The organism is Sphingobacterium sp. UBA6645, assembly GCF_002455685.1.
Lineage (GTDB): Bacteria > Bacteroidota > Bacteroidia > Sphingobacteriales > Sphingobacteriaceae > Sphingobacterium > Sphingobacterium hotanense.
Genome location: NZ_DKLH01000021.1, coordinates 17336 through 36310, shown reverse-complemented (window position 1 = coordinate 36310; position 18975 = coordinate 17336). Strand labels below are relative to the sequence as shown.

Annotated in this window: 19 protein-coding genes and 1 tRNA gene; 9 read left to right on the top strand and 11 right to left on the bottom strand. The window is 40.2% G+C overall.

The genetic code is table 11. The annotated features are described in order from the left end of the window. Complete coding sequence (locus tag B2400_RS03625; RefSeq protein WP_293930918.1) at window positions 1-1155, top strand: efflux RND transporter periplasmic adaptor subunit; 1155 nt, start codon at window positions 1-3, stop codon at window positions 1153-1155. Window positions 1156-1434: 279 nt separating this feature from the next. Here B2400_RS03625 and B2400_RS03620 read toward each other — a convergent pair whose 3' ends face one another. The 5 genes from B2400_RS03620 to B2400_RS03605 all read right to left on the bottom strand — a co-directional run bounded on the left by B2400_RS03620 (window position 1435) and on the right by B2400_RS03605 (window position 6293). Beyond that, window positions 1435-2118: a lysoplasmalogenase gene (locus B2400_RS03620; RefSeq protein ID WP_293930915.1), complete on the bottom strand. Its 684-nt coding sequence runs from the start codon at window positions 2116-2118 to the stop codon at window positions 1435-1437. Window positions 2119-2132: 14 nt separating this feature from the next. Next, window positions 2133-3563 carry an amino acid permease gene (locus tag B2400_RS03615; protein WP_293930912.1) on the bottom strand — a complete coding sequence of 477 codons (1431 nt, stop codon included), beginning with the start codon at window positions 3561-3563 and terminating at the stop codon, window positions 2133-2135. A 233-nt stretch (window positions 3564-3796) separates the two neighbouring features. Then, a complete protein-coding gene (locus tag B2400_RS17840; protein ID WP_223110816.1) occupies window positions 3797-3952 on the bottom strand; it encodes a FeoB-associated Cys-rich membrane protein in 156 nt (51 codons plus the stop codon). Further along, window positions 3952-6054 (bottom strand): ferrous iron transport protein B, encoded by a 2103-nt coding sequence (gene feoB, locus B2400_RS03610; protein WP_293930909.1) that lies wholly within the window; start codon window positions 6052-6054, stop codon window positions 3952-3954. Before feoB ends, B2400_RS17840 begins: the two co-directional genes overlap by 1 nt. Continuing rightward, window positions 6054-6293: a FeoA family protein gene (locus B2400_RS03605; RefSeq protein ID WP_149526714.1), complete on the bottom strand. Its 240-nt coding sequence runs from the start codon at window positions 6291-6293 to the stop codon at window positions 6054-6056. Before B2400_RS03605 ends, feoB begins: the two co-directional genes overlap by 1 nt. 106 nt (window positions 6294-6399) lie before the next feature. Here B2400_RS03605 and B2400_RS03600 point away from each other — a divergent pair, with 106 nt between their 5' ends. Further along, window positions 6400-6879, top strand: a complete 480-nt coding sequence (locus tag B2400_RS03600; RefSeq protein ID WP_293930906.1) for a MarR family winged helix-turn-helix transcriptional regulator — start codon at window positions 6400-6402, stop codon at window positions 6877-6879. On the opposite strand, the gene B2400_RS03595 is transcribed toward B2400_RS03600, so the two are convergent. Together B2400_RS03595 and B2400_RS03590 are read right to left on the bottom strand one after the other, a co-directional pair. After that, window positions 6876-7751 (bottom strand): ZIP family metal transporter, encoded by an 876-nt coding sequence (locus tag B2400_RS03595; RefSeq protein ID WP_149526712.1) that lies wholly within the window; start codon window positions 7749-7751, stop codon window positions 6876-6878. The genes B2400_RS03600 and B2400_RS03595 overlap by 4 nt on opposite strands. Beyond that, entirely contained in the window at window positions 7748-8350 is a 603-nt protein-coding gene (locus B2400_RS03590; protein ID WP_260043522.1) for a phosphatase PAP2 family protein, read from the bottom strand. The genes B2400_RS03595 and B2400_RS03590 overlap by 4 nt, the downstream gene beginning before the upstream one ends. A gap of 188 nt (window positions 8351-8538) precedes the next feature. Between B2400_RS03590 and glmM the strand changes: the two genes are divergently transcribed. The 3 genes from glmM (at window position 8539) to B2400_RS03575 (ending at window position 11601) form a co-directional block, all read left to right on the top strand. Beyond that, a complete protein-coding gene (glmM, locus tag B2400_RS03585) occupies window positions 8539-9921 on the top strand; it encodes a phosphoglucosamine mutase (protein WP_293930899.1) in 1383 nt (460 codons plus the stop codon). An 82-nt stretch (window positions 9922-10003) separates the two neighbouring features. Beyond that, the gene (locus B2400_RS03580; RefSeq protein ID WP_293930896.1) at window positions 10004-10579 is read left to right on the top strand and encodes a hypothetical protein; all 576 of its coding nucleotides are present in this window, start codon (window positions 10004-10006) and stop codon (window positions 10577-10579) included. A gap of 92 nt (window positions 10580-10671) precedes the next feature. Then, complete coding sequence (locus tag B2400_RS03575) at window positions 10672-11601, top strand: hypothetical protein (protein WP_293930893.1); 930 nt, start codon at window positions 10672-10674, stop codon at window positions 11599-11601. A 291-nt stretch (window positions 11602-11892) separates the two neighbouring features. On the opposite strand, the gene B2400_RS03570 is transcribed toward B2400_RS03575, so the two are convergent. Continuing rightward, entirely contained in the window at window positions 11893-12852 is a 960-nt protein-coding gene (locus B2400_RS03570; protein WP_293930890.1) for a hypothetical protein, read from the bottom strand. 101 nt (window positions 12853-12953) lie between these two features. On the opposite strand from B2400_RS03570, the gene rplU reads away from it, so the two are divergent. The 4 genes from rplU (at window position 12954) to B2400_RS03550 (ending at window position 14813) form a co-directional block, all read left to right on the top strand. Continuing rightward, on the top strand, window positions 12954-13265 hold the full coding sequence (gene rplU / locus B2400_RS03565) for a 50S ribosomal protein L21 (RefSeq protein WP_093098124.1): 312 nt from the start codon (window positions 12954-12956) through the stop codon (window positions 13263-13265). Between the two features lie 43 nt (window positions 13266-13308). Continuing rightward, the gene (gene rpmA, locus B2400_RS03560) at window positions 13309-13575 is read left to right on the top strand and encodes a 50S ribosomal protein L27 (RefSeq protein WP_149526707.1); all 267 of its coding nucleotides are present in this window, start codon (window positions 13309-13311) and stop codon (window positions 13573-13575) included. 471 nt (window positions 13576-14046) lie between these two features. Then, window positions 14047-14295, top strand: coding sequence for a hypothetical protein (locus B2400_RS03555; RefSeq protein ID WP_293930881.1), 249 nt, complete (start codon window positions 14047-14049; stop codon window positions 14293-14295). A gap of 11 nt (window positions 14296-14306) precedes the next feature. Next, window positions 14307-14813 carry a DUF2335 domain-containing protein gene (locus B2400_RS03550; RefSeq protein WP_293930878.1) on the top strand — a complete coding sequence of 169 codons (507 nt, stop codon included), beginning with the start codon at window positions 14307-14309 and terminating at the stop codon, window positions 14811-14813. Window positions 14814-15004: 191 nt separating this feature from the next. Here the strand turns inward: B2400_RS03550 and B2400_RS03545 are convergent. The 3 genes from B2400_RS03545 to B2400_RS03535 form a co-directional block, all read right to left on the bottom strand. Beyond that, a tRNA-Ala gene (locus B2400_RS03545) sits at window positions 15005-15078 on the bottom strand. A 31-nt stretch (window positions 15079-15109) separates the two neighbouring features. Next, a complete protein-coding gene (locus B2400_RS03540; protein WP_293930875.1) occupies window positions 15110-17014 on the bottom strand; it encodes a DUF3857 domain-containing transglutaminase family protein in 1905 nt (634 codons plus the stop codon). Further along, window positions 17011-18912: a DUF3857 domain-containing protein gene (locus B2400_RS03535; protein WP_293930872.1), complete on the bottom strand. Its 1902-nt coding sequence runs from the start codon at window positions 18910-18912 to the stop codon at window positions 17011-17013. Before B2400_RS03535 ends, B2400_RS03540 begins: the two co-directional genes overlap by 4 nt. Between the last annotated feature and the right edge of the window lie 63 nt (window positions 18913-18975).

Here is an 18975-nt window from a genome sequence, read left to right as displayed (position 1 = left end):
ATGAAATTTATTGAATCAAATTATAAAGCCCTGCTGATGTTTTTCTTTGTCATCATGGTTTCTTGTAATGAGCAGGACAACCAGCAGCAGCAGACTATACAACAAAATCCGGGAGATGAAAATGTGGTGAAGTTGACAGATGCTCAGCTAAAGAACGCACCAATAGAGACGATGACCTTATCAAATCAATCGATATCACAGATACTCCGCTTAAATGGAAAAATAGATGTGCCACCTCAAAATATTCAGTCGGTAAGCGCTGCGTTGGGCGGGTATCTAAAAAGCACCAACCTCATAGCGGGTATGCCTGTTTCGAAAGGAGAAGTAATAGCAATCATAGAAAATCCTGAGTTCATTAAGCTTCAACAGGATTACTTGACAGCTAAGTCCAAATATCAGTTTGCAGAGCTTGATTTTAATAGGCAAAAGACCTTGAACGAATCAAAGGCAAGTAGCGACAAAGTGATGCAGTTGGCGAAGGCCGAGATGGACAATCAACAGATACAGATGAACGCTATTGCACAATCCTTACGATTGGTGAATATCAATCCAGCACAAGTGAGTGCTGAGCGAATTACAAAGAGCGCGCCTCTTTACAGCAGTATAACTGGCTATGTTAGTAAGATCAATGTGAATATTGGCAAATATGTAACAGCCTCCGATGTGCTCTTCGAGCTGGTAAATCCGGATCGCGTATATCTGAATTTATCGGTGTTCGAGAAGGACCTGCAGAAGTTGACTATTGGACAGCGACTATCCGCCTTTAACAATACGGAGCCCGAGAAGCGCTATGAGGGAACTATACAATTAATCAGTAGAAACATTGATGAACAAGGAATGGCAACCGTGCAATGCGCATTGGTTGGCAACGACAAGCGTCTGGTCCCTGGTAGTTATATGAATGCTGAAATTGCTGTAGCCACTTCCTTCGAAGATGCGGTTCCGGCGGAGAGCGTGGTAAATTTTGAAGGTAAGAATTATCTATTTGTGGAGGAGTCGAAGCAAGTTTACCGACTTGTACCCGTTGAAATTGGTCTGGAAGAAAATGGTTATGTGCAAGTGATGAATGCAGCTGAATTAGCAGGGAAGAATATCGTGATTAAAAATGCATATACATTGTTGATGAAGCTAAAGAATACGGAAGGTGAAGAGTAGTTGAGTCTTTGAAGCATTGTTACAATGCGATAGGATTTAGATTCTTAAGTGATATTGTACACATAAGAAGAAATTTTGGATGTAGGAAAGTTTGTGTTTTTAATAGTTCTTTTTACAAGAAAACTGTGCTAGTTTTGGTCTGTAGCGTTCGATTTGGGTTGCAATAAATCCAATGAGATTACACGGCGTTCCGTGAGGATTCGGTCAATCTTGCTCTTTGATTTCTTGAAGAAATGACCTAAGGAAATTTTTATAGTTGGGTGCTGTTTCACACTTTAATTAGCCAAGCGGGTTGCGTCGAACATCTTGATTGTCGACTACCGTTCCAAGGGTAATAGCATATTGTGCTAGCATATAGGTGCACATAATCATAAGACCCGAATTGGCGATATAGGCGACAAATTTGTTGGCGGCAAGGATAGAATCGGAAACTATAAACAGCAATGCGCCCAAGAATATGAGTAAGAAACTGCTTGTATTGGTATGATGCTTCCTAGTGTAAGAAAAGAGCCCCATTAGTGCAATAACAATAATGTAAGCAATTACGGGGTACTTTTCTACGCCAAGGCTGGGCGCAAGAATCGTATAGAAATAATAAGAATAGACGGCTAAGAAACCGGCTACCAAGATGTATAGTTTATCTCGGCTTAATGCAAATGGCGAAGTCTGCCTGATAAAAGCGATGACATACAAGATATGTCCGATCAGAAATGCTGCCAATCCGAATAAGAACTTGTTGGGCAACATCAGGAAAATGTCGCCTAGCCAGCCGAAGAATAAGCCTGCTGCAATGAGTTTTTGGAAAACGCTTTTTAATCCTGTAGTAATCCAAAGGTAGCCAATCAAGCTGATGCATATCAAAGGCTTTGTGACCATTCTGAGTGTCGATAAATCTTCAACAATGCTGTAGAGATGCACAACAAATAATAGAAAATAGACGATATGAGGAATAGCTTTCTTCAAGTTTTGACTTTACCTTATAGCCTAGATTGCTTCGCTTTATTGCGTTCCACAAGCTTATAGCTAATAAACAGAATGAGAATCCAGAGTGGAATAAGTTCAACTGAGATTTTCAAACCGGTAAACCACATCATCACCAAAACGCCAACTAAGAATATTAAGCTGAAGTAATTGCTCAACGGATAGAATATGGTTGGGAATTTTGTCTTTATACCCTCCTGATCTTTCTTATTACGGAAGAACATATGTGTCAGTGTGATCATGATCCAGTTGATTACTAAAGCAGATACGACTAATGACATAAGAATTCCTAATGCTTCCTTGGGGATCACTTTGTTGATAACGACAGTAATCGCTACGATTGCTGCCGATACCAGGATTGCATTAACAGGAGAGTGATTCTTGTTCAGTTTTTTTAGAAACTTAGGCGCATTGCCTTGTTCCGCCAATCCGTAAAGCATGCGGGAGTTACTGTAGACACAACTGTTGTACACAGACAGGGCGGCCGTTAAAACGATAATGTTTAAGGCATTTGCAATGATTGTTGTGAAATAGAATGTCTTTCCGAATAGTTGGAATTCAAAACCCTTTAGGGTTGCAAATACTTCGACAAATGGGCTAGTGTCGGCTGTAATAGAACGCCATGGCATCAAAGAAAACAAGATGAAAAGAGCACCAACGTAGAATACTAAGATACGCCAAAGCACTTGATTGGTTGCTTTCGGGATGTTCTTCTCCGGATGCTCGGCCTCTGCCGCCGTGATTCCGACAAGCTCTAATCCACCGAAAGAGAACATAATGATCACCAATGCAGCGAGTAAACCTTGATAGCCTCCGGCACCATCGAATTCCAGCCAGCCTTTGGGAAGAAAACCACCATCGTTGTACAAGTTGGCTACTGTTGCTCGCTCACCGCCATTGCCTGAAATAAGCAGGTAGCTACCGAAAATGATCATCGCAATAATAGCTAGTACTTTAACGATTGAAAACCAGAACTCGGTTTCTCCATAGACCTTAACCGAAGCTAGGTTGATAGCGTTGATAACGAAGAAAAAGAAAAGAGACGATGCCCACAAAGGGATCTCGGGCCACCAGAACTGAACATACTTGCCGATAGCGGTTAATTCCGCCATACTCACAAGAATATAGAGAATCCAGTAGTTCCATCCAGAAGCAAAGCCTGCAAATGGCCCCCAGTATTTATTTGCAAAGGAACTAAAGCTACCCGATATAGGCTCTTCAACTACCATTTCCCCAAGCTGACGCATGATGAAAAAGGCAACTAATCCGGCTATCGCATAGCCTAAAATAACGGAGGGGCCGGCAAGAATTGCTGCCTGGCCAACGCCTAAGAATAAACCTGTACCAATAGCTCCGCCTAAGGCGATAAGCTGAATATGGCGATTGCTTAAGCCTCTTTTAAGGTCTTTGTCCTGATTTTCTTGCACTTTTATAGATTAATTTTTAGCAAATGAAAGGAACGGGCATAGGTTATTTCCCTGCTAAATGGCCGCTCTCTGTTGCAAGATATATTTTTCAATTTGAATTTTAGCAATAGCGAGGCTGAATTATTTCGGAGAGGGGAGGATCGCTTTTGGCGAATCCGATCGATTCGCTGTGCTTAAGGGTTTCATGAAAGCATTAAGCACAGCGGTATGAAAGGAGTTTTATTCTAATGTCCTTATTTCTGAGACATATCTACTGAGCAGCCACAGCCTTTGCTGCAACCGGCACTATTCTTCTTTTTTCCAGGAAAAAAAGAACGGAAGATAAAAAATAAGGCCCCTACAAACAGTAGGAAAATAATAACGTATTGGATGATTAAACTTAGTTCCATTACTTTAAAATTTGATACGCAATGAATGCGGCAAGATACGCAAGGCCAGTCATGAAGACTGTTTGGATCAATGTCCAGCGCCATGAGCCTGTTTCCTTACGGACAACAGCGATGGTTGCCATACATTGCATTGCAAAGGCGTAAAACAATAATAGGGAGATTCCCGAAGCCATGTTATAGGCCGGTTGTCCGGTATTTGCGTTGATTTCAGAACGCATTTTAGATAACAACGTGTTTTTTTGTTCGTCGTCTTCAATGTCAACATCATCGCCAAGGCTATAAACCACGGCCATGGTACCGACGAAAACTTCCCTCGCCGCAAAGGACGAGATTAGTCCGATACCCATCTTCCAATCGTATCCCAATGGGCGTACTAATGGTTCTATCCCCATGCCGATGTAGCCTAAGAAAGAGTGCTCCAATTGATAAGATGATACCGCTTTTGCTAGTTCATCGCCCTCCAACTGAGGCGCTGAATGAACAACATAGTCTTCTGCTTTGTAGAATTTGTCGTTCGGGCCAAAGTTGCCCAATACCCATAATACGATGGATATTAATAAGATGATTTTACCGGCATCAATTAAGAAGCCCGATGCTTTATCCCAAACATTCGTTGCCACATTCTTCCAATCCGGCATTTTATAAGTTGGTAGTTCGAAGATCAGGAATGAAGAGCGAACGCTTTTGATAATCTTGTTGAGGATAAGCGCAGAAAATAACGCGCCGATAATACCCAGGATGTACATGGCAAATAGGGCAATCCCTTGCATATTGAATCCTAAGAATTTCTCGTCGGGGATAACCAATCCGATAATTACGATATAGATTGGCAGACGTGCCGAACAGGTCATAAATGGAGTGACCAACATCGTCAGCAATCTTTCCTTTGGATTTTCAATGTTTCTCGCAGACATTACGGCTGGTATAGCACATGCCGCACCTGACATCAAAGGAATTACAGACTTGCCGTTTAGACCAAATGGCTTTAACCAACGGTCCATTAAGAATACGACGCGGCTCATATAGCCCGATTCCTCCATAATGGAAAGAAACAGGAACAGAATAACGATCTGCGGTACGAAAATAACAATACCGCCAATACCTGCTACAATACCATATATGAACAAAGACGCCAAAGGGCCATCAGGTAATTTATCATCGAGGAACGCCGTGAGATCGCCAAAGGCGCCGTCGATCCAGTCCATCAATGGTCCAGACCAGGCATAAATTGCTTGGAAAATAAGGAATAATAGCCCGAAGAAAATGACATATCCAAAGACAGGATGCATCAAAAACTTGTCGATACTATTTGTATTTCCTAGTTTCTGATTTTCAGTTTTATTGATGAAAGCATCGAGATCTTTACTCGTTTGATCGTGACGCGTTAAAGACTCTTGCTTTTGTAAATCATGCGGATTAAGCGAATAACGCTGCCTAATTTCCGCTAATTTTTGTTGTGTTTCCGCAGGCAGGATACTTACCTGCTCTTGAGCAAGGTACTGCCAGGTTAAATATTCAGTTGCTAACGGGAAGAGCTTCTTTGCTTCTTCCATAGCGGTTTGGTAGTCTGATGAAATGCGGTAATTTCCAAAATAGTGCCCTACTTTTTGATCCAACCCTTTAATCAATTCGTCGATTCCTTTTCCTGTACGCGCATTGGTCTTATAAACTTTCGTCTGTAAATAAGCTTCTAGTTTGTTGAAATCGATATGCATTCCTTTCTCTTCCAGCTCGTCGATCATGTTCAATACGAATACGGCAGGAACGCCCAATTCGCGCGCTTGCTGATACAAAATAATCGAACGTTTGATGGTCGATGGTTCAGCTACAACAAGCGTAAGATCTGGATATAACGGATTATTCTTATCGCTTAGAACGTTGAATACAATTTCCTCATCTAATGAACTCGGAAATAAAGTATATGTTCCGGGCAAATCGACAACATGATACTTTTTGCCGTTCGCATTCAAGGTACCTTCGCGTTTCTCAACAGTGATACCTGGATAGTTACCTACTTTTTGATTAAGTTTTGTAAGTCGATTGAATAGGGATGTTTTTCCAACATTAGGATTCCCTAGTAGAATGATTGTTGGGTTTGCCATTAGATTTTTTCTGCGACGATAAGTTTAGCTTCTGATTTGCGGATAGCGATTAAAGCATTGTTTTCAAGGATGTTTAGACAGATCGGGCCATTTAAAGGTGCTTTATGTTTCACTTCTACAACCGATCCCGGGTAGAAACCAAGTTCATAAAATTTTGCGGGAATGTCTAGGGATTGTATTTCGTTGATTTTGACTCTATCACCAATTTTTAGCTTGTCTAGGCTAATCACATCTTGCATCTGTACTTATTTAGATTAAATTTTAATAAAAATATCTCAACGGAAGCAAATATAAAGAATTAAAATCTTTTAATTTGTAAGCTAAGTCACACTAATGTATTAAAATATGCCAAAGATCGAGGAGCTAGTAAAGGTCAGAAAATTTGCTAGTGCTTGGCATCGTGCAACTATAAACATAATATACAGCAGCAACTGGCTGAATGTGGTATTAGAGAAGAGGGCCGGTGCGAAGCAGCTGACACTGCAACAGTTTAACGTGTTGCGGGTATTGAGGGGACAATACCCAAACCCGGTAACAAACAATTTACTGAAGGAACGCTTGCTAACGAAGACACCCGACATCAGTCGCTTGGTGGATCGTATTGTAAGCAAAGGTCTGGTGACCCGAGAGAAAAACAGTGCCGATAAGCGCGCTGTAGACTTGTTAATCACGCAAAAGGGACTAGATCTTCTCGCAGAAATTGAAAACACGATGATGTTGGACGATTTATTGCCGAAACACATCTCCGAAGAGGAATGCTTACAATTAAGTGCGCTTTTAGATAAGTTTAGAGGTCCAGAAGGGGAAGAGACTTCCGAAACTTAATGCGCATGGTCGTGATCATGGTCATGTCCTTCATGTCCATGATCATGACCTTCGTGATTATGTTCATCTTCAGCATGTGAGTGGTCATGACCATCATGAGAATGGTCGTGCTGTTCCTGTGCTGGTCCATGATTATGATGATCGTGGTCGTGCGGGAATAAGAAATTCGCCAATGATACCAATACACCTAAGAGTACTGCCGCCATTTTCTTCTTGTTGAAAGTATGGTGATCTGCTGATCCCGATTCAAATAGAATGGTTGTCGAAATGTGCAAGAAGATACCGATTACCACGGCCATCATCTTGTCGAAATACTGCGCAACATTTCCAATATCGCCTTGCGAAAGCCCCTTGCTAACAATAAAACCTAGCGGTGTCATCGCAGCGAAAGCAGCAATGAATAACGTGATTGTTTGTCTTGATAGTTTGGTGTTAATCAGTAGACTACCCAATGCAAAGGCAGCAGGAATATGATGAATAGCAATACCGAATACAAGCTCATTTCTATGCCCTGATGCTAACGGAAAACCTTCCAAGAAAGCATGCAAACATAAACTGATTAAGATTCCGATTGGAAACTTATGCTCATGTTGATGAATATGTCCATGCTCGATACCCTGAGAGAAATGCTCTAAAACAAGCTGGAATAAGAATCCTCCTAATATGTATAATCCTATAACTTCTCCCGACGTTTGCCCGCTATGGTACACTTCTGGAATTAAGTGAAGTACAGTAATCGCGAAGAGGTATGCACCACTGAACGATAAGATAAGTTTTAATAGCTGGGTGTTGTCTTTTTTTACAAAGAATACCGCGATACCGGCCACTAGGGCGGAGAAAAATAAGATGGATACAATCAGGAAACTACTCATGCAGGTGTTGTTGCTGGAATATGGTTAGTGGGTTCGAAAAATTTCGGAAAAAAACGCTTGAAGAGATATCCCGTTCCTAAACCAATCAGCATGCCTAATATTGCCCCACAGAGAATGTCGAGCGGATAATGCACACCTACATAGATTTGAGAAAACGCGATTGAAGCGGCCCATAAGATGCATAACCATAAGGTATGGCGCCATTTTCTACGGAATAGAACAATCCAGAAGAATGCCATAGCAAAATGGTTGGTCGCATGGGACGAGGTAAAACTATAGCCTGATCCACAGCGCGCTCTTAAGTTGACTTCATTTTTGAATACAACGTCGTTACATGGCCTTACCCGTTTCACCGTTTTCTTTATTAAATGCGAAGAAGTGGCATCCGAGATTCCAAAAGTTGCTAAAGTACAAGCAACGATCAAAACGCCTACTTTTCCATAATGCTTAATGAAAAAGATAATCAGGAATAAATAAAGAGGCGACCAAGTATAAGGATTACGTAATATCGGTAATAACCAATCAAAAACGGGGTTGCTAAGCCCTTGATTGATAGCTAGGAAAAAATCTTGATCGAATTGAATTATTTTATCTAACATATTTATGAAATAGATTTGTCTGAAAATTATCAAACCAAATCTATAAAAAAAATGCAACTAGCCTTTCGATTATTGCAAATGAAACATTGTTGCAACAAAGATAGGCAAATAATGGAAAAAAAGAATAATAATCGAATTAATTGTTTAAATCCTTTAAATTTACCGCCATTATATCAATTTGAACATCTATGGCATTAATAAAATCTATTTCTGGAATCCGCGGAACAATTGGAGGACGACCTGGTGACAACTTAACCCCGGTAGACATTGTGAAATTCACAGCTGCATACGGTAAAATTGTTACGGAAGGTGCTGAAAACAAAACAATCGTTGTTGGACGCGATGCTCGTGTATCGGGCGAAATGGTGTCTAACCTAGTTATCGGAACGTTGCAAAGCATTGGTATCGATGTAATCGATTTAGGGCTTTCAACAACACCTACGGTAGAGATTGCTGTTCCTAAATTGCAAGCAGCAGGAGGGATTATCCTGACAGCATCGCATAATCCAGGACAGTGGAATGCCTTAAAATTATTGAATAGCAAAGGCGAATTTATCGATGATGCGAAGGGTAAGGAAGTTCTCGAATTGGGAGAAAGCCTTGATTTTGATTTCGCACAGGTAGAGGACCTGGGTAAGGTTACTAAGGATGATACCTTCTTGCAAAAACATATTGATGATGTGCTAGGGTTGGAATTTGTCGACGTGGAAGCGATTAAGCAAGCAAACTTTAAAGTTGCGGTAGACGCGGTTAACAGTACAGGTGGAGTTTTTATTCCTGAGCTTCTTAAGGCCCTAGGAGTGGAGACGGTTTATAAGATCCACTGCGAGCCAAATGGTTTATTCCCTCACAATCCTGAACCTTTAAAAGAGCATTTGACCGATCTTTCAAAAGCTGTATTAGACAATAAAGCTGACTTAGGAATCGCAGTAGATCCGGATGTTGATCGCTTAGTATTTATGATGGAGGATGGCGAACTATTTGGTGAAGAATACACGCTGGTCGCTGTTTCGGATTTCATCTTAACTCATAAAAAGGGAAATACCGTATCCAATCTCTCCTCAACTCGCGCATTACGTGATGTAACCTTGAAGCACGGCGGTGAATACTTTGCTGCTGCAGTAGGCGAGGTGAATGTGGTAACAAAAATGAAGGAAGTTGATGCTGTGATGGGTGGCGAAGGTAATGGCGGAGTAATCTATCCAGCTTCTCACTACGGTCGCGATGCATTAGTAGGTGTTGCCTTATTCTTAACGCATTTAGCGAAGTTAGGGAAGAAGGCATCTGAGTACCGTGCAGAACTTCCTCAATATTTCATGTCCAAGAACAAGATAACCCTTACACCAGGGTTGGATATCGATAATCTATTAGCGAAGATGCAAGAGAAATACGCACATGAGGAACACTCTACTATCGACGGTTTGAAAATAGATTTCGAAAATGAATGGGTTCACCTTCGTAAATCCAATACAGAACCTATTATTCGTATCTATTCTGAAGGACATACGCCTGAAGCAGCCGAAGCGATTGCTCAGAAAATCATGAACGAAATTCAAGAGATTGTTGGCTAAATAAAAAGGCTATACATCCTTTTTATATAAATCCCCCAAAACAGCTATTTTTTCTGTTGGGGGATTTTTCTTTTTTTACACTATGAAATTCAAGAACTTCTTCTTACTACTTTCGCTGTGCTCGATTTGTTCATACGCAATCGCACAACAATCCGTTAGCATCAAAGCCAAACAGGACTTCAAGTTAGTAGCTTCTGTAAATCATAGTTTGACGCTGAGCAAGTCGCCTTTTAAATTAATGTTCCACGTTAAAGGGTTAGAATCTTTTTGTATCGCGTTTACGAGCGACGAGGACGTCTATCGCTCTGCGATTGGCGAAGCGGATATGGAAGTGATGTGGTTCGAGAATACGGGAATGGCAGAGCGACTTTTTAACGAGGATAAAACGATTATGTTGTCCAATGAAGCGCCGAGCTATTGGTTTTACAGCTCGCTGGAAGAACATCGCTTTGATAAACATCCACAAGGAACGATTAAGGAATGGACTGCAGAACGATCTATAGAGAATTTCCTCGATGTGGATCAAGATGAAAACTACTCGGTCAAGCAGATAAATCGGCCGATTTATTACGTAGTTTATGTGCCGCAATACGACGAAGACTATAACCAAATCGACAAAAAAATCTATACCTACGGTGAGATTCTGTGGAAGCCGTAATTCTGTTAAGTTTTCGTAAAGTTTTCATCACTTACACGAAAAATGGATAAAATACGTTCATGTAAGGAACATCAACGTATTTTAAACATAAAATGACGAATAAAATCTCCTCACTATTACGAATTACTTTGTTAGCCATTTCCTTCTATTCGCTGAGTTCTTGCGCGAAAGACGATTTCGACGCGAATCATCAGCTCGTTGATCCTAGTTTGTCGGAACAGAAAATCAATACCGGCTTTACGAACCAAGAGGTGCCGATCAAAGCTGATAATTGGTCGATCACTTATGTAAAAGATGGAATAACAGGCGAACCTTTAAAAAATAAAGCAGGGGAGCCCTTTAAGTTATCGGATGCCGGAATGATGGAGCTGGAAAGTGGTTGGTTAAAAATGGAGAAAACGGCAGATAACAAACTCATTGTTTCGCTTTTAGAAAACTTTAGCGACCATCCCCGCAAGTTTATCGTGGGATTAGTATCTGACAATAAGCAGGACGAGATCACCTATATCCAATCGCGAGGGGAAAGCTATGAGATCGTAAAAAAGGATATCCAGGAAGTTGAAGGAAGTAGAAAGGTCTATAGCAGCACAGAAGGTTGTAGCACGGTGACCGTTAAAAATGATACCGATTTGGAAAAGAGCTTCGATATTACAGCGATCTTTGAGGGCGTAAAATATAGTTCCGAATTTACGAGTGAGGATTACGGAGCCTTCGATTGGATCGGAACAGCAGACTCCCTTATTTCCATGGATCAACTCATTGTTGACGGGTCGGTTCGCTGGGATGGTCGGGTCGTTTACAAAAAAGGAACTACGCTAGAAGATTTCGTGAAAGAAAGTAGCAAGGAGGAAATTAAGGTTGCTCCGAATTCCACGGTGCAGGTCAGCGGAGAAATGGAATACTTGGAAAGAACTTGCGAATACACATTTACCATAAAGAACTCATCATCTGGTCATCAATTTCCAGTAAAAGGAATTTGGAAACAAAAGGTTCCATTAAGCCCACATACAATATTAAATTAAAGCATGAAGCTGCCCATTAAAAGGCAGCTTTTTTTTGTAAAAATGTATGCGTTATACGGTCATCAAGAAGTTTAGGTTTCAATTGAGACATAAAACTTTTGTATTAAATTCCTTAGCTATTGAATGTCTCCAATCGATAATCTAAGGTCTAGATTAGAATCACTTAATCCCAATGTAAACCCAATACAAACCCAATACATACCCAAATCAAAACCCTTCTGAATAGGGTTTGATATGGGTATACTTGGTTTAATGAAAGAACGTTATTTTATCTAGGTCTATCGTTTTATTTTAACCCCTTTCTGCGCGTTTTTTCTCTACCTCCAGAATATTTCGTTGTATATCTTTCATAATCCATTTGGCCCAGATTCCTGCATAGAAATTAAACGTGGTGTTCAAGGTGAAGTGGCTGTACAAATGGAGTCTGTATCTATTGTCGCCAAGTTGCTCTAGCTCGTACGTTCCGTTCAGTACGTCGAAGAAATTTCCGCCAACGACAACGTGTTCATCGAGCGTCGTCGATGGAATCTCATAGGGATTCGCTTTTATGGTAAAGCTCATGCTTTTCTGATGATCATAATGAGTCACGGTTTCGTGGAACACTAGACCGTTCGTAAAGATAGCTTTTCGATAAGCGCCAACCCCCTCGTAGTTTAATTCTGCTTCTACAGGGCGTGGGAAGCCAAGAATGCGGTTTAACCAACCGCTATCTTCCGCTTCACTTATTTTGGAAACCCGGGTTACCAATCCCCAAATTTTGTCGGCCGGTGCGTCGATGTCGATGTAATTATAAGCTTTGAATTGTTCTTTGCTTCGTCCCATCCAGGCTTCTAGGGGAGCAGCGAATAAAGGCAGTAGGACCAAGACGCTTACCATGATGGTGTCGTGTTTTTTCTGAAAACTTTTCCCAATTAAACCACCAATGGATGCGAAAACCATGAAGATCGGAAAGACCATCATCCAACAGGCCCAGCCTTCTAACTCAACAAAGAGCGTAACAATCGCAAAAACAGTTAATGGGATCCATGGGAATAAAATAGTGAATGCATTATTTCTAGTTCGCTCGATAGGAGCGAAGTAGACTGCTAAAGCTCCCATGACGAAGGGTACAACAAATAAGAAGCTAATAGACATTAAAGCAAAAAGCGAAGATAAATCGGAGATATTGAAGAGGAACCTCATGAGCAATGCATATGCTACGGGCATCACAATGGCGTGGAAATATTGGTTTTTGATTATTTTCTTCAACATAGTTTTGCGCTATGCATTAAAGATATCAAAATAAGTTTGTTTGAATAAGAAATATATTCTATCTTTGCCACTCATTAAATAATAACAATTAATTCATAACAATGTACGCAATAGTAAATATAGCAGGACAGCAATTTAAAGTTGCTAAAGACCAATACCTTTTTGTACACCGTTTACAAGGAGATGAAGGCGCTAGTATTGAATTTGACAATGTATTGTTAGCAGAGGACGGTGGTAAATTTACTGTTGGTACGCCAAGTATCTCAGGTGCTAAAGTTTCAGCTACGATTTTGTCTCATTTAAAAGGTGAAAAAGTAATCGTTTTCAAGAAAAAACGTCGTAAAGGCTACAAAAAGAAAAACGGTCACCGTCAACAATTCACTAAAATCCAGATCACTGGTATCAGTTTATAATTGAATTTTTAATCTGACGTAAGTCATAAATTAGAATAAAGAAATGGCACACAAAAAAGGTGCGGGTAGTTCCAAGAACGGCCGTGAGTCACATAGTAAGAGATTAGGTATCAAGATTTTTGGTGGTCAACAAGCAATCGCTGGAAATATCATCGTTCGCCAACGTGGTACTCAACATAACCCAGATTCTAACGTAGGTATCGGTAAAGACCATACATTATACGCTTTGATCGACGGTACAGTAGTTTTCCGCAAAAAAGCTAACAACAAATCTTATGTTTCTGTATTACCTACAGAAGAAAACAACTAAGATATCTTAAGATCCAAAAAAAGAGGCTAGCACATTGTGTTAGCCTCTTTTTTTGTTAGATATTTGATGTGAGACAGTAGACGTTAGAAGTATGCTGTGTTAATTAAAATAGGAGTCAATTGCTGAAAATTTTCAGTTTCTTTTAATTGATTCCAAATGGTGTTTTCAACATTGACATTTTTAGGAGTTTCGATTGTTAACATGTCTTCTCATAATTCAAGTTTATAATTGATAAATTGTCGACATTTCATTAGCTGCATAGCGGCATTTTAGCTTAATGTTATTTTACTTTGAAATAAAATTATAGATATAATATTAATTATTATGAATTATATGTAATTTTGGGTGTATGTTTAATTGGGGTAGGGAAATATTATTTTTGAGCTAACGGCATCTTGTTGTATATAAATTGTAAACAACCATCTGAACAATTTTCAGATGATGAGAATTTTAAATATCGAAAGGTTTATTATGAATACATTTAGAAAGAAAATTGTAAAAATAGAAAGATCAACTGGAGTTTTTCCTAGAAATTCGTTTTGGACAGGTGTTGGAAGTATATTCAACGTGTCCGGGAGATACTTCGAGTACAACACTTCGAAGTCGGAGATAGAAGCTGATAATAAAGCTTTACTTCGAGATTGGGAAATAGTTGGAACTGACATCAAAAGCGCTGAAAAGTATATTAAACGTGAGAATAAGGAATTATGCATTTTTTAATGTAACTCCTGATGTCAACACATATTAATTCCAAAAAGGGAATAGACTTAGGGCGGCAATCCGAATCTGATGGAGAGGATGCTATCCCGATTGAAGTAGAGCGGGGTGTGAATGAGATAAACCCTAATTTACTGAAAAATCTTTCCAAGGTTCAAAGGCGGGAAGTTTTAACTACGTTTTCGCTTATGCAAATGAAGAGTCATTCAGGCCCGCTTCCACAGCCTGAAATTTTTGAAGGTTATGAAAGAGTACTTCCTGGTTGTGCTGAACGAATATTATTAATGGCGGAAAAGCAACAAAACCACCGTATGGGTTTAGAAAAGATGCATTTGGGTGAGCAGCTATTTCAAAGTAAGTTAGGGCAGATTTTCGGACTTCTCATAGCTGGAATATGTATTGGTACTGGCGCATTTCTTGTAATGAATGGCTACGAGTTGGCTGGCTCAATTTTGTTTGGTACAACTTTACTAGGGCTGGTCACGGTTTTTGTTATCGGTAAACGAAGCCAGCAGGTTTGAAATATTTAAAATATTAATCTTGCAGTTTGTTTGATCGGTTGATGCTTTCTACTATTTTTTATAATATTTTGAGCGTTGAAACGACCCTAATAACGTTTACCGATAGCGAGGCAATTTTCTAAATCTTACACCTAATATCTAATAGCTGAAAACGATAAAAGAGGGCAAATTTGTCCTCTTTTATTGTTTTGTGGAGAATACCGGGTTCGAACCGGTGACCTCTTGCCTGCCAGGCAAGCGCTCTAGCCAGCTGAGCTAATCCCCCTTTTGGCGTTCACCAAAGATATAAATTAGTGTTACTTTTTGTCGATAAACGGCAAAATATATCGATAAGAATCGCTGAAAGATGCGTCTTTCATGAATTCACTGAATGCTGCGTAGCTTTCTGCGGGGTATTCTCCTTCTTTGATTTGGATTTTTCTATAACAGACCAACTTTCCATCTTTCATTTTCATAGACATTTCGTAGTAGCCCATTGGAATTTCCTTTTTTATATCCGCAGGTTTAATTCTACTATCCAAATTCTCTGGAAGTTCAATTTCAATCTCATCGATGTCGGTGTATCCTCTTGTGATCTTAACCGGGTTTATGCGTCTTGCCAGTTCAGTGATGGCTGATGAACGGTTGAAAACATTCGGATAGATGGTTAAATTATTAGCATTCTTAATCGCATAATTAGGAATTTCAATGCTTAGGTTTTCTGTGAATACTAATTTATCTTCATCGAGATTATATTTAATATCGGTGAATTCGATGCGGTCTATATCATATTGCTTACGTAGCGCCTTTTTTTGGTTATCTAAGCTTTCTTCAAAATTGGCAAAGTGATTTTCCAATTGAGTTCCTTCAAATCTGGTTTCAAGTGTTCCTGTCAATTTACCGTTTTCATCCAGTTTTAGTGACGATTTGCGATGTTGTAGATTTTGCTCATAATTAAAGCGCTGCGTGCGCATTATTTTTCCGCCTTCAGGCGTAAAGGCGACTACCAGTCGATCGTCTGTGAAGTTTCCTAGATAACCGAATGGCGCATCTGAACTTGTGCATTCGAGCCATGTCGTGTCATTCTCGAAAGGAAGACAAAGGATAATGTGGTTCCCACCAAGATTGGCAAAGTTTTCATCCAAATCTACTTTCGTTTCTCCGGCTTGTACAATGGAATAGTAGGATGGTATCTCGACAACATCCAATAAGGCCTGCATGTAGTTTACTAAAGCCTTACAATCGCCATAACCTAAACGATCTACCTGCTCGGCAGGGAAAGGTTCATTGCCACCAATTCCCACTTGTATACTGATGTAGCGCGTCTTCTTTTGCATGAATTCATATAAGGCTTTCGCTTTTTCGCGGGGTGTCACCAGGTTTGCCGTCATGGCTTTAACTTGGCTCACGGTAGCGGGAGAGAGCGTCTTCTTATCTTTCATCAATGTCTCATTAGCCCAAAGGCCATAGGATTTCCAGTCGCTGAAATCACCTTTATACTTGAAGTATTGGAAATTTTGTGGAATTACCTCCACCAATATTCCGGTCAGACGGCGGCTAGGGCTGAAGGGCTCGCTACGTTCGGCACGAATGTTCTCCACGCTCCAGGTATAACTGGTAGTCTTTGGGTCCTTCTTGATCACGGCGGGACTAACTAAGTTTCTTTCATTGATGCGTAAAGCAACATCAGGTGCCGTAACAACCTGAAAGGAACTTTTTTCTATCGATACATCTGTGGAATAATCGGGTCTCCAGCTAGGAAGACCAAGTGTTTGCTGCTGGCGAATCTCATACTCATAAACCAAGGTGTATGGAAAGTTTTGAATCATTGGGCTATAGCTCTTGACGCGATCATCAGCGTAGAGATTGGACTGTCCGCTTGCACTATAATCTTTAAAGTCCTTCAGATTAAATTTGCGAATAACCTTGCCATCCTCATCTTGGATTTCACCTTTTACTTCCTTGATCTGGCGAACCTTATCGTAAAAGAAATACAACTCAGCATAATCTTCCCCGGCTTTGTTGTGTATCGTAATAACTTTTTTTCCTCGCTCTATCGCATCGTTAGGCGCTTTAATTTCCAGTATTTTCTCTTCCAATCTTACGGTCGCCGTAGCACGACTCAACATTTCCTTTGGAATTGAACTTGCAGCATATTGTGCCTTCGTAGCATGCGCCGCAAATAGAAGTAGGACTATAAATGTAGAGGCTAATTTTCTCATAGTTTTTTGAAAAGGAAATCAGTATTCTGGTGCTGAATCAATAAAGAGAAGAACTCTTTCAGGTGGAAGTATTCTTCGGGTGAATAGATGGCATGGTTCAAGTTGGTAATCTGTTGAACCATTAGAATATTATCTGAGAAGGTTGAGCGATATTGGTATCTGGCGGCTCCTTCCGGCAAGGAATATGCAGTATTTTTTGGGAAACTCTCCACCTTATACCCCTCAGGGAATGTGATGTTGATGTTGAATTGTTCGTTCTGTGCCGAACCTAAATCCACATGGAACTTACGTTCGGTCAAACTGAAAGTATTCTTCAACTGACGTTCAAATAATATGGGGTTGATCAAAATCTGGTTCTCGGTGAAGTTTTCTCGCAAATCCATTTCAAATTCCATTACCTCTACTAATGCATCGTCCAACTCTTTTAAGTTTTTTACCTTATTGCTCAATACTTTGATTCTAGGGCTTTTTTCAATAACATCCTCTTCATATTCCTCAAGAGTAGGGAATTCTTCAATTTTAGTGCGTTGAACCCATGCGCCCAAACCGAAATAGTACTTTTCAATCTTCCCTTTAAGTTTTCCATCTGGCGAGATAACTCCAAAAATGTTGAAGGTCTTTTTAGATGGCGACTCATTTTTCAGTTCGATCCAATCGGAACTTTGTTTAGAATAGATTATACGACCACGGTCGTTGATAGAGCGTAGAGAGAGTAAGCCAAATGGTAGCGTCTTATCGCAGGCATCCAGCAGATAAGTTTTCCCATCGATTACTGCCGCCGCGATGACCGCATTGAAATCTGATAATACAGGATGTATCATGTTGGGCATTCCATTATTTCGCGTAGATATTATCACGGGATAGGCTTCGATATCAGCAGTATTCAACGCAGCCACCAAGCTTAGGTTGATGTCAGCTACATTGCCTTTTTTCTTTTCCAGCGCATCTTTAATGCCGTTTTCAGTATATTTTCCTAGCGTTTTGTTCCAAACGATATTCTGTTGAATATAGCTGTATATTTTCTTCGCATTATAAAGTTTCGAAGAGTCTGCCGAGATAATCGAAGGCAATAGTTTCGCATATACTGATTTATTCTTAATCTGTCCGCCAAACTCCTTTTCGTTCAACAAGTCTCTGTCGACGTCTTTCCAAACTCGTGTATAGTTCTTGATGGCACCATTAGGCTCATGGAAGGTTCGCAATTCGAAGTTAATTGCCGAAATATAATTGATAGGGGCTAACATAAAATCCTCTTCCTTAAATGCCGGCACGTCTTTCATCGTATAGGTCATTCTAGAACAATCATGTCGTTGACCATTCAGCAAGAAATGTTCATTTAGCTTAGCTGATTTGACATCGCTGATGGCATAATGACCTTTTAAAGTCACATTATAATCAAATAAGGACGGGATAACAGCGACGTATTCGCTATGTAGCTTAGGGATCTCATCTTGGAAATACCAGGATCTTAGATTCCATATCGCTGGAGTAGTCACTCGGTAACTGTATTCGATAATGGAATTTTCTTGGATATTGGGGAGCGTAAATTTTACGACGTTTAAATATTCACTGGATTTCTCCGTAAAGATAGCCTCCTTTTTTAGCTCGTCGGCCTTAATTTGGCCATCCACCATATTATAAGTGGTCCCTTTGATTTCTCGAACACGTTCGAAATCATTTCCGTATTTGTAGGTGGGAACTTCAATTGTGGCATGTTTATCACCTTCTTTTTTCAAGATCTTGATACGGACATGGCAATAGTGGGTCACACCGAGGGTTCTTTCCGACTCGAGGACTTCGACTTCGGAGCGTCCAAACTCATAAAGCACAATTGCGTTTGCCGCTGTGTCTTTGCTTTGATGATCGGTAGTGAAATGGCTAGCGTCTAGTTTTGGCATAGACGAACTTTGGGCATGGCCCAGGTGGCTTAAAATAATTAAGCAACAGGTTAATAAAAAGCA

What these genes read in the sequence shown, in the direction of transcription:
- B2400_RS03625 (WP_293930918.1), top strand. Translation starts at nt 1, where the DNA reads ATGAAATTTATTGAATCAAATTATAAAGCCCTGCTGATGTTTTTCTTT.
- B2400_RS17840 (WP_223110816.1), bottom strand. Translation starts at nt 3,952, where the DNA reads ATGGAACTAAGTTTAATCATCCAATACGTTATTATTTTCCTACTGTTT.
- feoB (WP_293930909.1), bottom strand. Translation starts at nt 6,054, where the DNA reads ATGGCAAACCCAACAATCATTCTACTAGGGAATCCTAATGTTGGAAAA.
- B2400_RS03605 (WP_149526714.1), bottom strand. Translation starts at nt 6,293, where the DNA reads ATGCAAGATGTGATTAGCCTAGACAAGCTAAAAATTGGTGATAGAGTC.
- B2400_RS03600 (WP_293930906.1), top strand. Translation starts at nt 6,400, where the DNA reads ATGCCAAAGATCGAGGAGCTAGTAAAGGTCAGAAAATTTGCTAGTGCT.
- B2400_RS03595 (WP_149526712.1), bottom strand. Translation starts at nt 7,751, where the DNA reads ATGAGTAGTTTCCTGATTGTATCCATCTTATTTTTCTCCGCCCTAGTG.
- B2400_RS03590 (WP_260043522.1), bottom strand. Translation starts at nt 8,350, where the DNA reads ATGTTAGATAAAATAATTCAATTCGATCAAGATTTTTTCCTAGCTATC.
- glmM (WP_293930899.1), top strand. Translation starts at nt 8,539, where the DNA reads ATGGCATTAATAAAATCTATTTCTGGAATCCGCGGAACAATTGGAGGA.
- B2400_RS03580 (WP_293930896.1), top strand. Translation starts at nt 10,004, where the DNA reads ATGAAATTCAAGAACTTCTTCTTACTACTTTCGCTGTGCTCGATTTGT.
- B2400_RS03575 (WP_293930893.1), top strand. Translation starts at nt 10,672, where the DNA reads ATGACGAATAAAATCTCCTCACTATTACGAATTACTTTGTTAGCCATT.
- B2400_RS03570 (WP_293930890.1), bottom strand. Translation starts at nt 12,852, where the DNA reads ATGTTGAAGAAAATAATCAAAAACCAATATTTCCACGCCATTGTGATG.
- rplU (WP_093098124.1), top strand. Translation starts at nt 12,954, where the DNA reads ATGTACGCAATAGTAAATATAGCAGGACAGCAATTTAAAGTTGCTAAA.
- rpmA (WP_149526707.1), top strand. Translation starts at nt 13,309, where the DNA reads ATGGCACACAAAAAAGGTGCGGGTAGTTCCAAGAACGGCCGTGAGTCA.
- B2400_RS03555 (WP_293930881.1), top strand. Translation starts at nt 14,047, where the DNA reads ATGAATACATTTAGAAAGAAAATTGTAAAAATAGAAAGATCAACTGGA.
- B2400_RS03550 (WP_293930878.1), top strand. Translation starts at nt 14,307, where the DNA reads ATGTCAACACATATTAATTCCAAAAAGGGAATAGACTTAGGGCGGCAA.
- B2400_RS03540 (WP_293930875.1), bottom strand. Translation starts at nt 17,014, where the DNA reads ATGAGAAAATTAGCCTCTACATTTATAGTCCTACTTCTATTTGCGGCG.
- B2400_RS03535 (WP_293930872.1), bottom strand. Translation starts at nt 18,912, where the DNA reads ATGCCAAAACTAGACGCTAGCCATTTCACTACCGATCATCAAAGCAAA.